11 protein-coding genes are annotated in these 13,650 nt (G+C 61.4%); 1 reads left to right on the top strand and 10 read right to left on the bottom strand.

The window, feature by feature from the left end; genetic code table 11:
• Positions 1-99 precede the first annotated feature (99 nt).
• Positions 100-1,104: a betaine--homocysteine S-methyltransferase gene (bmt, locus tag ACSQ26_RS07745; protein ID WP_436007865.1), complete on the bottom strand. Its 1,005-nt coding sequence runs from the start codon at positions 1,102-1,104 to the stop codon at positions 100-102.
• A 622-nt stretch (positions 1,105-1,726) separates the two neighbouring features.
• A complete protein-coding gene (locus ACSQ26_RS07750) occupies positions 1,727-2,959 on the bottom strand; it encodes an NAD(P)-binding domain-containing protein (protein ID WP_436007867.1) in 1,233 nt (410 codons plus the stop codon).
• A gap of 156 nt (positions 2,960-3,115) precedes the next feature.
• On the opposite strand from ACSQ26_RS07750, the gene ACSQ26_RS07755 reads away from it, so the two are divergent.
• Positions 3,116-5,077: an elongation factor G gene (locus ACSQ26_RS07755; RefSeq protein WP_436007869.1), complete on the top strand. Its 1,962-nt coding sequence runs from the start codon at positions 3,116-3,118 to the stop codon at positions 5,075-5,077.
• 8 nt (positions 5,078-5,085) lie between these two features.
• Here the strand turns inward: ACSQ26_RS07755 and ACSQ26_RS07760 are convergent, their stop codons facing one another.
• The 8 genes from ACSQ26_RS07760 to ACSQ26_RS07795 form a co-directional block, all read right to left on the bottom strand.
• A complete protein-coding gene (locus tag ACSQ26_RS07760) occupies positions 5,086-5,370 on the bottom strand; it encodes an acylphosphatase (protein ID WP_436007871.1) in 285 nt (94 codons plus the stop codon).
• A 29-nt stretch (positions 5,371-5,399) separates the two neighbouring features.
• Positions 5,400-6,125 (bottom strand): glutathione S-transferase, encoded by a 726-nt coding sequence (locus ACSQ26_RS07765; RefSeq protein WP_436007873.1) that lies wholly within the window; start codon positions 6,123-6,125, stop codon positions 5,400-5,402.
• Between the two features lie 322 nt (positions 6,126-6,447).
• The gene (locus ACSQ26_RS07770) at positions 6,448-7,434 is read right to left on the bottom strand and encodes an aldo/keto reductase (RefSeq protein ID WP_436007875.1); all 987 of its coding nucleotides are present in this window, start codon (positions 7,432-7,434) and stop codon (positions 6,448-6,450) included.
• Between the two features lie 33 nt (positions 7,435-7,467).
• Positions 7,468-7,815 (bottom strand): MmcQ/YjbR family DNA-binding protein, encoded by a 348-nt coding sequence (locus tag ACSQ26_RS07775; RefSeq protein WP_436007877.1) that lies wholly within the window; start codon positions 7,813-7,815, stop codon positions 7,468-7,470.
• Between the two features lie 69 nt (positions 7,816-7,884).
• A complete protein-coding gene (locus ACSQ26_RS07780; RefSeq protein ID WP_436007879.1) occupies positions 7,885-9,492 on the bottom strand; it encodes an ABC transporter ATP-binding protein in 1,608 nt (535 codons plus the stop codon).
• 5 nt (positions 9,493-9,497) lie between these two features.
• Entirely contained in the window at positions 9,498-10,331 is an 834-nt protein-coding gene (locus ACSQ26_RS07785; RefSeq protein WP_436007881.1) for an ABC transporter permease, read from the bottom strand.
• Positions 10,332-10,344: 13 nt separating this feature from the next.
• Entirely contained in the window at positions 10,345-11,292 is a 948-nt protein-coding gene (locus ACSQ26_RS07790) for an ABC transporter permease (RefSeq protein ID WP_436007883.1), read from the bottom strand.
• 150 nt (positions 11,293-11,442) lie between these two features.
• Entirely contained in the window at positions 11,443-13,041 is a 1,599-nt protein-coding gene (locus ACSQ26_RS07795; protein ID WP_436007885.1) for an ABC transporter substrate-binding protein, read from the bottom strand.
• Positions 13,042-13,650: the final 609 nt, after the last annotated feature.

Here is a 13,650-nt window from a genome sequence, read left to right on the forward strand (position 1 = left end):
GTTGAATGATCAATTTAAAGAAGCGTGCAGGATCGGAAGCGAAATCGGCCGGAACCTAGCTGGTTCCGGCTGAGTGAAATCTCGGAGGTTTCTCCGGCCTCAGCCGCGGCGGCCGCGCCGCTCGCGGGGAGGAGCTTGCTCCTCGGCCGTCTTGTTGCGCAGCGGGCCGATCTTCTCGACGATCAATTCGAGCGTCGGGCGGGCGCCGGCGACATGGCTGTCTACCGCTTCGCGGATGGCGGCCAGATGCTCGCAAGAGGTGCCGCAGCAGCCGCCGATGATCCTGGCGCCTGCATCGATCGCCAGATGGGCATATTCGGCCATCAGCGGCGGGGTGCCGGAATAGTAGATCTTCTCGCCGCGGAATTCCGGGATGCCGCAATTGCCCTTCACGATGATGGTCGCATCGGGCTGGGCTTCCGACATGGAAAGCAGCGTTGCCAGGATATCGGAAGCCCCCACGCCGCAATTGGCGCCGACCGCGATCGGGCCGTCGCCGATATCGGACGCCACGCCGTGGATATCCTTCGGCGGCAGCCCCATCATCGTCTTGCCGGCGGTGTCGAAGGAACCGGTATAGACGTAAGGCATGCCGACCTTGACGGCGGCTTCCGCGGCCGCACGGATTTCATCCGGCGAGGACATGGTCTCGATCCAGGCAACATCGGCGCCACCGGCCTTGAGGCCCTTGATCTGTTCCTCGAAGGAATCGACCGCGTCCTCATAGGACATTGCGCCGAGCGGGATCAACAATTCGCCGGTCGGGCCGACCGAGCCGGCGACAATGACCTTGCGCGGTGCGGCGTCGGCGACGGCACGGGCGATGCTGGCGGCCTTGGAATTGAGTTCATGCACACGGTGCTGGGCATGGTGCAGCTTCAGGCGATGGCTAGTGCCCCCGAAGGAATTGGTGAGAATGATGTCGGCGCCGGCATCGACGAAATCCTGATGCAGCTTGGTGATGTTCTCGGGCTTGGCCTCGTTCCAGAGTTCCGGCGCTTCGCCCGCCTCTAGGCCCATGGCGAAGAGCGAGGTACCGGTGGCGCCATCGGCGAGCAAGATGCCCTTCTCGGCGAGCAGGTCGGAAAGCGGATTGGCGGACATTGTGTTACCTCGAATTGATTTGAGAGAAAGATATAAAGATATCTTTATGTGATGTCCAGTGATGGGCGCGTTTATTCGTTCACGCGGCGGGATTCCGTCCGTGGTTTGACCATGCATGTCCCCGATCCCTTCGCCTTGGCATGAAGGATCGGCCGGGGCACGTCGCCGTGCCGAGTTTAGTTGGCTGCCTTGCGGCAGCCGGTAAGACACGTATCCGTGCCCCGTTCGGTGTCTTTTCATCCGCGAACTCGGTCGTCTGCACCCATCCTGATCCCGGACCTGAAATTTCCAGGGGGATGGGCTTGTGTGCGGTACAACGCACGCCACGCGTACTCACCTTTGGCAGGCGGTACCCGGGGGAGACCCCTTCTCGCGGACGCCTGATGCGGGACTTTACGTCGTTTCCCCGCAACAGGCACCGGTTCTGTCTCGCCCGCATCGCCATGCGGGGTAGCCGAGGGCAGAACGGGGTGATTCTCTCACAGGTTTCGGAGGCGGGGATGAGGGGTAAGGAAAAAATTCTTATATTTTTTATAAGACATTGATTTGGCTTGGAAGAAAATGACCCTGAGCCTGTTAATCTACTCACCGATTTCGGCCGGGTGAGCAGGGCTTACGGCAATCACCCGGAACTTCGCGCCGAAATGTGTTCGGCGATGAACGCGGCGTCCTCGCCGACGCCATAGAGCAGGCCCGACTTTAATGTGTGCATCCAATGCAGACCCAAAAAGTAGAGGCCAGGGCAGGCGGTGACGCCGCGCTGTTGTTTCGGCGCGCCCTGGGCATCGAAAAGGTCCATGTCGATCCAGCGATAGTCATATTCATAGCCGGTGGCCCAGATGACGGTCTCAATGCCTGATGCTGCGGCGTCGAGGTCGAGCACAGGCTCGATAGGTCCAATATCACGGGTATGGCGGGACGACGGCGGTTCGGCGGGTGGGAGATCCAGTTCTCTCGCCGCAACATGATTCTCGGCCGCCTGCACGAAATCGGAATAGAAGGTGTCCGCTTCGGACAGGAATTGCTCGGCATTGCCGTCGAAATGGAGCCGCTCGCCATCGGCGCCGCGAAGACGTCCCAGCACTTGACCGCCATCGGCCGCGAAGCGGCGCAAGTCTACATCGTAGCCGCCGCCAACGCCGGTGATCAGGATGGTGACCGGAGGGCGCCGGTCAGCGAAGCTGTCGATGGTGATGTCGAAGCGGCCGAGTTCGGTGAGCCACCAGAAGAAGTCGCGGCCGCGATATCTGCGAGGCACGCGGCGATGACGGCCGAGGCTGAGATAGACAGTGCGCCCGGCCGACAGCAATTCTTCGGCGATCTGGCAGCCTGATGCCCCGCTGCCAACGACGAGTACCGCGCCCGATGGCAGTGTCGCGGGATTACGATAGCCGGCGGCATGGAACTGGGTAATGCGAGAAGGGAACTGGGCTGCAATGCCGGGCACCAAGGGTCGCTGGAAGGGGCCGGTCGCGACGACGACATGACGTGAGGTGAGGTCACCCGCATTGGTTTCGATCTGAAAACGGCCGGACGCCGTGCGCTGCAGCCTGATAACTTCGACGCCGGTGCGGACGGGAGCTTCGATGTGCCGCGCGTAGCTTTCGATGAATTTGGCGACATCGCGATAATGCGCAAAGGTATCCGGCTCCGGACCGTCATAGGCCATTCCGGGCAGTGCCATCGTCCAGTTGGGAAACTGGAACCGCAGTGAATCCCAGCGCTCGCCATGCCAGCGCTCCGCGGTTCTGCCGCGTTCCAGCACCACGTGATCGCGGTTTCGGGACGAAAGATGGTGGCTCATGGCAAGCCCAGCCTGGCCGCCGCCAATGACGACAGTGTCATGCTCGCTCATGGATTGACTCCAAGGGAAAGTGCCCGTCCGCAATGTCTGATATTCAACCGTAGTCCAGTTGTAGGATCAAGAACTAAAATCCCCTCTGGCATCCCGGACCGGTTCAGGGCATGTTGTGACTGTGGAGATCGTGCTTTGGCAGTCGGAGGAACGCCTATGCGCTGTTTTACTGTACTCGGCCCCTCGCAGACCGGAAAGTCGACCGTGGTCGACAAGCTCGGCTCGCTCGAGGAAACGCCTCGGAAATCCAACTCGCCCTATGGATTGAACCTCACGGAATTCAGTTTTCTCGACGAAGCCTGGTGCGCGCTCGATGCTCCCGGCGGGAGCGAGGCCCTGGCGCATGTGCAGAATGCGCTGCTTGCCAGCGATGCCTGCATATTATGTGTTTCCCCAGTGCCGGAAGAGGCGGTGCTCGCCGCGCCCTATCTCAGGATCATCGAGGCCTCGGGAACGCCCTGCATCCTCTTCGTCAACGGGATGGACCAGCCGCGCGGGCGGCTCAGGGATGTGATCGCGGCGCTGCAGGATTATGCCAGTCACACGCTGTTGTTGCGGCAGATCCCGATCCGCGAAGGCGACAAGATCGTCGGCAGTTGCGACCTGATTTCCGAGCGCGCCTGGCGCTACCGCGAGGGCCAGACTTCGGCGCTGATCGCGATCCCCGACAGCGTGGCCGAGCGCGAGCACGAGGCACGGGCGGCACTGCTCGAACATCTCTCGGAATTCGACGATTGGCTTCTCGAGGAATTGATCGAGGACCGCGAGCCGCCATCCGATGCGCTTTTTGCCATATCCTCCCGCGTTCTCAGGGAAAACCGCATGATCCCGGTGCTGATCGGGGCTGCGAGCCACGGCAATGGCATGATGCGGCTGATGAAGGCGTTGCGCCATGAGGCACCGGATGTCGGTGCGCTTCGCCAACGCCTCGCTGGTGCCGATAACGTCGACGCCGGCAAGCTCAAGGCGGTGGGGTTCCATGCCTATCACCGCCAGAATGTCGGCAAGACGGTGCTGGTTCGCGCGCTGAGTGACGGACTGAAACAGGGCGCCTCGCTTGGTGGCTCGGGTCTCGGCGCGGTGCAGGATCCTGCGAATGGAAAGGCCGGCACACCGTTCCAGCCATCGGCGGGCGATGTCTTTGCGGCGGTCAAATCCGACCACCTGGCCGTTCCATCGCTGCTGACCGCTGATGCCAGCGTCGCACCACCGGACTGGACCGAGCCGCCGACGCCGATGCTGGAGCGAATTCTCGTGCCCGGCAGCGAGCGCGACGAAACGAAGCTCTCGGAAACGCTGGCGAAGCTCTCGGAAGTGGATCGCGGGCTGAAGGTCATGCAAGAGGAGAGCACCGGCGCCCAGCTTGTCTGCGCCCAGGGGCCGCTGCACCTGCGCGATCTCTGCCGGCAGCTTGCCGATGTCTTTCATATCGCCGCGACCGAGCGGGCGCCCAACCCGATCTATCGCGAGACGATTTCCAAGCCGGCGGAGGTTCACTACCGCCACAGGAAACAGACCGGCGGCGCCGGGCAATTCGCGGATGTGAAACTCAGCATTCGTCCCAATGGGCGCGGCGAGGGGTTCAGCTTCAACGAGACCGTCAAGGGCGGCGTGGTCCCGCGCAACTATATCCCGGCCGTCGAAAACGGCGCGCGCGACGCGATGGACAAGGGGCCGCTTGGATTCCAGGTCATCGATGTCGCGGTCACGCTGTCGGACGGCCAGCACCATGCCGTCGACAGTTCCGAACATGCCTTCCGGACCGCGTCGAAAATGGGCGTGCGGCAGGCGTTGTCGGATGGCGCGGCCGTCTTGATGCAGCCGGTCTTCCGCGGCGAGATCCATATTCCATCGATCTATTCGGGCAGCCTCGTGCAGATCGTCTCGGCGCTCAAGGGCCAGGTGTTGGGCTTCGACCGGGACGAAACCGCCAAGGGATGGGATATTTTCAGGGCTCTCATCCCCGGCGGCGCGCTTGATGAACTGGCGCGCGCGCTACGCTCGGCCACGCAGGGCATCGGCTATTTCTCCAAGAGCTTCGATCATTTCGAGGAACTCTATGGCAAGGAAGCCGATGCCATCGTGAAGACGCATGGGTCAGCACGCGCCGAGCATTGAGGCCGCATTCAGCCTGTGATGCGAAAGCCGGTGGGCATTTCCGCGATGGAAACGGCTTGCGACGTCACGTCGGACACCGATGCGAGCCTTGGGCCTTTCCACAGCCGTTCGATCATCGCCGCGACCGCCTCGTCGGGGCCGACCAACAAGGCGGTGACACTGCCATCCCGCTCGTTGCGCACCCATCCAGCCAGCCCGAGATGCCTCGCCTCGCGGGCCGTCCAGTCGCGGAAGCCGACGCCTTGCACGCGACCCGTAACACGGACCTGAACCGCTTCCTGCTTGCCAGCCATATCTCTTCTCCCGGGTAAAGGAACAGCGATTATAGCGCGATGTCGAGTTCGGGATAATGGCGGAAAACGCAGTGCTCGTTGAAGCCTGCCCGGCGAGGAGAGGCGAGATAATCCGCGATGTTGGGCCGGACTTTTACCTTGTCCCGAAGTTTTTCGAGGCCAGGATAGTGCCCGGCATAGTGCTTCATGGCCTTGGGGAAGGCGTAAGCGAGGCCTTCCATCACCTGGAACAGCGAAAGATCGACATAGGTAATGCCATTGCCGACGACATGGCCGCTGCCATCAGGGTTCTGCTGCAAAACGCGTTCGAAATAGCCGAGGAATTTGGGGACGCGGTTCTTGAGGAATTCCGACGTGCGGGCTTCGGCTTCCGGCTTCTGCTCCTCGAAATATTTGGATATTGCGATCGGATGGTGTGTGTCATGCGCCTCGGCGACGAAGTCGGTGATGGTGAGTTGCAGGCCGTTGGCGAACCAGCGGAGCGGCTCGCCCGCAGGCGCCAGTCCGAGCTTCGGGCCGAGGTAGAAGAGGATGTTGGCCACGTGCGAGATGATCAGGTCGCCATCTTTCAGGAAGGGCGGGGCGAGGGGGATGTGCGGCTCCGATGTGCTCTTCATGAGCTTGATCATTTCTTTGGTGCCGCGATCGGGTTCGCGTGCGACGTCGATGTAATCGGCGCCGGCATCCTCCAGCGCCAGCCGGACGAACTCGCCGCGGCCCTGCATGCCGTCCCAGTAGTATAGCTCGTAGGTCATGTGAACCTCGCGACTTTGGTTGTCTTACGAAAGGTTAGCACGGATTTATGGTGATGGCAGGGACAGTTGCACGCTTGGCTGAACCCCTCACCAAGCGCGTCCATGCGATCGGCTTCGGCTCACGCGGACTTGCTATCCTCTCCCGCAAGGGGAGAAGTAAAACCTGCGGCGCCGTCCTCGCCACAAACTCGACGTTGCGGAAAAGGCGGATCGGCGCCGAGACTTTACCTCTCCCCTTGCGGGAGAGGATACGAAGGCCGCGAGAGGCGAAGCCGATCGCTTGGCCGAAGTTGGTGAGGGGTAAGCAGATGAATAAGGCGCCTCACCAGCGTTGATGCACATGCACCTTGATCAGGTCCTCGTAGATCTTGCGGACCTCACTCATCCCATCCGCCGGCAGGGGTGCCAAGTTTGACGATGCCGCATTGTCCTCGGCCTGTTGTTTGTTCTTGGCGCCGGGGATGATGACGGTGACGGCGTCCTGCATCAGAATCCAGCGGAGCGCGAACTGGGCCATGGTGGCGCCGCCTGGAACCAGCGGGCGGAGGCGTTCGACGGCTTCGAGGCCGATCTCGTAGGGGACGCCGGAGAAGGTCTCGCCCATGTCGAAGGCTTCGCCGTGGCGGTTGAAGGCGCGGTGGTCGTCCTTGGCGAACTGGCTGTCGGGCTTCATCTTGCCTGATAGCATGCCCGAGGAGAGCGGCACGCGGATGATGGTGGCGACGTTCTTCGCCTTGGCCTGGGCAAAGAACAGGTCAGCGGGGCGCTGGCGGAAGATGTTGTAGATGACCTGGACCGAGACGAGGTTGGGATATTCGAGTGCCTTGAGGCCTTCCTCAACCTTTTCGACCGAAACGCCATAGAAGCGGATTTTTCCGCGCGCGACGAGGTCCTCGAGCATGTCGAAGATGTCTGGACGGTAATAGACATCGGTCGGCGGGCAATGGAGCTGTAGCAGGTCGAGGGTCTCGACGCCGAGATTGGTCAGCGAACGGTCGATCCAGCCTTCGAGATTTTCCTTCGTGTAACCCTCGACGACTTGGCTGGGCAGGCGGCGGCCGGCCTTGGTGGCGACCATCGGGCGGGTGCCACCGCGATCCTTCAACACATCGCGGATGATTCGTTCGGACCGACCGTCGCCATAGACGTCGGCCGTGTCGATGAATGTCATGCCGGCGTCGAGCGCGGCGTGGACTGCGCCCTTGGCATCGGCCTCGCTGACATCGCCCCAGGAACCGCCGATGGCCCAGGCGCCGAAGCCGATTTCGGATACCGACCAGGGGGTGCGGCTGAATTGTCTCGATTTCATGATGTCGTCTCCCGTCGTTTCGCGCGGAACTTTTCAGGCCGGGCGAGGGGTGTCAAGCCGTGGCCCACGCTTCTTCGGCAGCAGCGCCTGATAGGTACGATCGAGCATTCCGGTGACGGTATCGGCATCGGCGCGGGAGAGGCGGATCAGCACCATCGGATAGTCGCGGTAGTGGTCGGTGAAATAGTAGAGATCCGGAAAGGCTTCGCAGAGCATGTCGCGCTCATCCGGCCCGACGCCCTTGATGAGCAGGGAATCGCCGTCTTCACGGAGACGGGTCAGCAACTTGCCCTTCACCTTGAAGGAGGGCGTGCCGTAGGACGTCGAAGCCTCGACCAGCGGCCAGGTGAGCAGGATTTTGGTGAGGTCTTCGAAGGTCATGGTCTGAGCTTAACACAACAAAAAAGCCGCGCGAATAGCGCGGCTTCGATGTTCGATACTGCTTCGACCTTACACGATCTTGCGCTTGGCCAGCACGTCGGTAAGCCAGTCGGTGCGCATCTCGGGAACCGAGGAAATCAGCTTTTCCGTATAGGGGTGGAAAGGCGGGTTGAAGATCTGTTCGGTCGGGCCTTCCGCCACCACTTCGCCGCGCAGCATGACCGCCGTGCGGTGGGCGATGCGGCGGACGATGCCGAGGTCGTGGGTGATGAACAGATAGGCGAGGCCGAGGTCGTCCTGCAGCTTCTTCAGGAGCTTGAGGATATCCTCGGCGACCAGCTGGTCCAGCGCCGATGTCGGCTCGTCGCAGATGATCAGCTCCGGATTGGCGGCCAGCGCTCGTGCAATGCAGATGCGCTGCTTCTGGCCACCCGAAAGCGCAGTCGACAGGCGTCCGGCATAATCCTCGGGCAGTCCGACCTGGCGCAGAAGCTCGGCCACCCGGGCATTCACTTCCGCTTGCGACTTGTTGAAGTAGAAGGCGTAGGGCCGGCCGATGATCTCGCCGATCGTCTGGCGCGGATTGAGCGCCACGTCGGGCAGCTGGTAGATGAGCTGGATCTTGCGCAGGTCGTCCTTGGAGCGGTCCTTGGTCCTCGTCGATAATTCCTTGCCGTCGAACTTGACCGAACCCGACGCCCTCGGCAGCAGGCCGACGACGAGGCGCGCGAGCGAACTCTTGCCCGAACCGGACTCGCCGACGACGGCGACCGTTTCGCCCTTGGCCACGTTGATCGATACGTTCTTCAGCACGGTGAAATCGCCGTACATGCCGACGACATTGTCGACTTTGAGCACGGTCTCGCCGCGATTGTCCTCGATGATGTCGCCGAAGTGATCGGCCGCCTTGCGTTCGGAGACCAGCGCCTGGGTATAAGCATTTTCCGGCTTGTTGAGGATGTTCTCGGTTGTGTCGAGCTCGATCATCTTGCCGCCGCGCAGCACCATGATGCGGTCGGTCACCTGGGCGACGACGGCGAGGTCATGGGTGATGTAGAGCGCCGCGGTGTTGAGTTCCTGGATCAGCCTCTTGATCAGCGCCAGCACTTCGATCTGGGTCGTCACGTCGAGCGCAGTGGTCGGCTCGTCGAAGACCAGGATGTCGGGCCGGCAGGAGATCGCCATGGCGGTCATCGCGCGCTGCAGCTGGCCGCCGGAGACCTGGTGCGGATAACGGTCGCCGAAGGTTTCGGGATTGGGCAGGCCGAGCGAGCGGAACAGCTCGACGGCGGCCTTTTCCGCCTCGTCCTTCTTCATGAGGCCATGCTCGATCGGCATTTCGCAGACCTGCTGCATGATCGTATGGGCCGGATTGAAGGAGGCGGCGGCGGATTGCGCGATATAGGCGATGCGCTGGCCGCGCATGTCGCGGCGGCCATCGGGCGAAAGATCGCGGACGTTGACGCCGTCGATCTCGACCCGGCCGCCGGTGATGCGGCAGCCGGCGCGTGCATAGACCATCGATGAGAGCCCGATGGTGGACTTGCCCGCACCGGATTCTCCGATCAGGCCGACGACTTCGCCGCGCTTGAGTTCGAGCGAGACGTTGTCGACGAGGACAAGGCCGTTGACGGTCTCGACCCGGAGGTCGACGAGCTTCAGTATGGAGTCAGCCATGTCTCTTACATCTCCGCCGAAGCGCCCGACGGACGGGCATTGATGGACAGGATCCAGTCGACGACGAGATTGACGCCGATTGTCATGAGGGCGATCATCATCGCCGGCCAGAGCGGAGCCGCAAGGCCGAAGGAGATGGCTCGTCCGCTCTCGCGCACCATGCCGCCCCAATCCGCGAAGGGCGGCTGGATGCCGAGGCCGAGGAACGAAAGGCCCGCCACGAACAGGAAGTTGAAGCAGAACCGGAGGCCGAATTCCGAGATCATCGGCGGCAGCATGTTCGGCAGGATCTCCCGGCGCATGATGTACCAGTTGCCTTCGCCGCGGAGGCGTGCGGCTTCGACATATTCAAGCACGACGATGTTCATCGAGACGGCGCGCGCCAGGCGAAAGACGCGGGTCGAGTCGAGGATGGCGATGGTCAGCACCAGCGTCGGGATCGAGGAGCCGAACATCGACAGGATGATCAGCGCGAAGACCAGCTGCGGGATCGACAGCATGATATCGACGAAGCGCGACATGACCTGGTCGATCACCGGTCCGCCGATCGAAGCGAACAGGCCGGCGATCGTGCCGATGATGAAGGACAGGATCGTCGTCATCAGTGCGACGCCGATGGTCATGCGGGCGCCGTACATCAGGCGCGAGAGCATGTCGCGGCCGATATTGTCGGTTCCGAACCAGAACTGGGCCGAAGCCGGCGCCCAGGTGTCGCCGACGGTCTGTGCCTCGCCATAGGGCGCGAGCCAGGGCGCGAAGATCGCGATGACGATGAATATCGCGATGATGACGATGCCTATCCAGGCGGTGATCGTTGGTTTGCGTCCGAAAATCTTCATCTCGATCTCCCCCTCACTTCGGTCTGCGCAGTCGCGGATTGACAAGGATACTCAATATGTCCGCGATGGTGTTGAGGATGATGAAGGCGGAGGCGAAGACCAGACCGCAAGCCTGGACCACAGGCAGGTCGCGCTTGGTCACGCCGTCGATCATGAATTGGCCGATGCCGGGATAGACGAACACCACCTCGATGACCACCACGCCAACGATGAGGTAGGCGAGGTTGAGTGCGATAACGGCGATGATCGGGGCGGCGGCATTGGGCAGTGCGTGGTGGACGATAACGCGTGTGCGGGGCAAGCCCTTGAGAAATGCCATTTCGATATAGGGCTGCGACATGATGGACAATACCGACGATCGCGTCATGCGGAGCATGTGAGCAGCCACCAGCATGGTCAATGTGACAGCGGGAAGCGCCGCCACATAGAGCCGTTCGGTGAAGCCCATCGTGTTATAGACCGTCGCCAGCGACGGAAACCAGGCAAGCTTGACCGCAAAGATGAGGATCAAGAGATAAGCGATGAAGAACTCGGGCACGGAGATAAAGGCCAGCGAGACGATGTTGGAGACCTTGTCAGGCCATTTGCCTTCGTTGATTGCCGCCAGAATGCCGAGGCCGACCGACAACGGCACCGCGATGACAGCGGCAAAACCCGCCAGGAACATCGTGTTGATGAACTTTGGACTGATTGTCTTGAGGATAGGGCGCTTGTTCGTCAGGGAAGCGCCGAGGTCGCCATGCAGCACTCCCCAGGCCCAATCGAGATAGCGCAGATAGGCTGGACGGTCGAGACCGAGTTCCAAGCGGAAGGCTGCAAGCGTTTCAGGGGTTGCACCCTGACCGAGAACCGCACTTGCCACGTCACCTGGCAGAATTTCAGTGGCGGCGAAGATGAGTATGCTCACCGCAATGAGAGTTAACAATCCCAGAATGATCCGGGATACCAGCAGACGCAGCATCGAGCCGTCCCCTTTTTTTATTGTCGGGTCTTTGCACTAGTCGCCTCGAAGTCTGTCTGGCGGGCCGAGTTCAGTCATCCCCATCGATCGCCGTCGGGCAGGCTCAAGGCAGGACAGGCCGGCGAACCGGCCTGTCCCTGTTTCAAGCTATCAAGCGAACCAGGCCTTCTCGGCCACGCGGTTGTCGTCGAGGTCGTAGCGGGCATGCTGCTTGACGCCGGCGACCTTCGGCGAGTAGCCGTCGAGGTAGTCGGTGATCGCAAAGCAGATCTGGCCGCCGTCTTCGGCGATCATTTCCTGGCACTTGAAGTAGATTTCCTTGCGCTTTGCATCGTCGAGTTCGATACGGGCCTCGGCGACCAGCGCATCGAATTCCGGAACGCGCCAATCGGAGTCGTTCCACGACGAACCGGAGCCGAACACTTCCGTGAAATAGACGTCGGCGGTCAGGCGGCGGCCCCAATAAACGGCGCAGAAGGGAACCTTCAGCCAGACATTGTCCCAGTAACCGTCGCCGGAAACCTTGTTGACGGCGAGGTCGATGCCCGCTGCCTTGATCGATTCCTGGTAGATCTGGGCGCAATCGACAGCCGAGCCCCAGGCGCCTTCCGACGTCTGCAGTTCGATCTTGGTGCCGGGCGCGAGGCCTGCCTTCTTGAAGTGGAAGGCAGCCTTGTCCGGATCGTACTTACGCTGCGGCATTTCGGTGTTGTAGTAGGGGTTCAGCGCGTCGAGCGTATGGTCGTTGCCCGGCGTTGCGTAGCCGCTATAGACCTGCTTGATGATCTTCTCGCGGTCGATACCCCACTTGAGAGCAAGGCGCAGATCCTTGTTGGTGAAGGGATCCATGGTGACGCGGGACACGAAGCAGAAGCGGTTGCCGGTGCCCTTGGTGCGGACGATCGCGAGGTTCGGATCCTTCATCAGAAGGTCGACGGTACGCGCATCGAGACGGTTGACCGCATCGACCTGGCCGGACTGGAGAGCGGCGGTACGTGCTGCCGGGTCCTGGATGTTGAGGATTTCGACGGTGTCGAAGTTGCCGCGGCCGGGCTTCCAGTAGTCGCCGCGGTTCTTGAAGACGAGGCGGACACCCGGCTCGAAGCTTTCGAGCGTGTAGGCGCCGGTGCCGATCGGCATATCCCAGTCGGTGTGATCCTTCGGAACGATGACGAGATGGTAGTCGCCGAGGATCGCCGGGAAGTCGGCGTTACCGGATTTCAGCGTGATGCCGACCTGGGTCGGCGACAGTGCCTTCATTTCGGCGATCTGCTCGAGATTGCCCTTGGCCGGGGACTTCGTCTTGTCGCCGCGGTGCAGGCCGATCGAGTAGATGATGTCGTCGGCGTCGAGCGTCTTGCCGTTCGAGAACTTGATGCCCTGGCGGACATTGAAGACCCAATCCTGCGCGCCCGGCTGGACGTCCCAGGTTTCGAACAGTTCGCCGGTCGGGTTGCCGTCGGCGTCGAATTCGACGAGGTTGTTCATGATGCAGAGCGATGCCGCGATCATGACGGAGTCGGAATAGGTCGTCGGGTCGAGCGAGTCAGATGCTGAGCCGCCTTCCATGCCGAGGCGGAAAGTGCCGCCCTTCTTGGGTTCCTGCGCCTCGGCCTTCGAGAACATGGTGGACGCCAGCGGAATGGCGATACCTGCCGCAGCAGCGAACTGCATGAAGTCGCGGCGGGTCATGTGGCCACTGCGCACGCGCCGTTCGGCTTCGCGCAATTTATGTTCAAATTCACTCATTTCAGTCTCCCTGTTTTTACCTAGTCAAGACGGTGCTCAAGCTTGTTCCCCTGAGCTTAAATCGAAGATTTCATGATCCCCGGACGGCGTCAACAAAACAAATAGTGTCGCTGCCGGCGTGGTTAAGCGCTGGCCGGTCATAACAAAGCTGAGGGTCAAGAAGACGGGACGCCACGGCGTTCCCGAACGGATTGAGCACTATCCAGTATTGCAAGCGTCCGTATTTCCCAGTTTTCCCCAATGGCCGGCGCGCATGGCATGATACGTGCCGGGGCCTTGTCATGGTGCCTGGCGGAGCTTGGCTCGTTCCCTGATTTTTTTCTTTGACGGGTCCAAGTTCATCCAGGCGGGAGCCGACCGACCCCCGATGCAATTCTTGTTTTTCGCGCACGTCGTGGAACCCTGTCACCACGTGCTTTTATGTTGCTGAATGGAACTTACGGCTTATCTCAGAGAAATCAACACCCCCTTGCCGGGCGAATGCCAGATCGGTGGGCAATAGATGACATTTGGCAGGTAAACGCCCTCGGCGGATGTGTACTACAGGTTGTGCATTCTTTGTGCTCATAGCGCATAAGCGGCGGAAAACGGGGTTGCGGCAAAAAACCA

Source organism: Rhizobium sp. LjRoot254 (genome assembly GCF_964254105.1).
Taxonomy (GTDB): Bacteria; Pseudomonadota; Alphaproteobacteria; order Rhizobiales; family Rhizobiaceae; genus Rhizobium_E.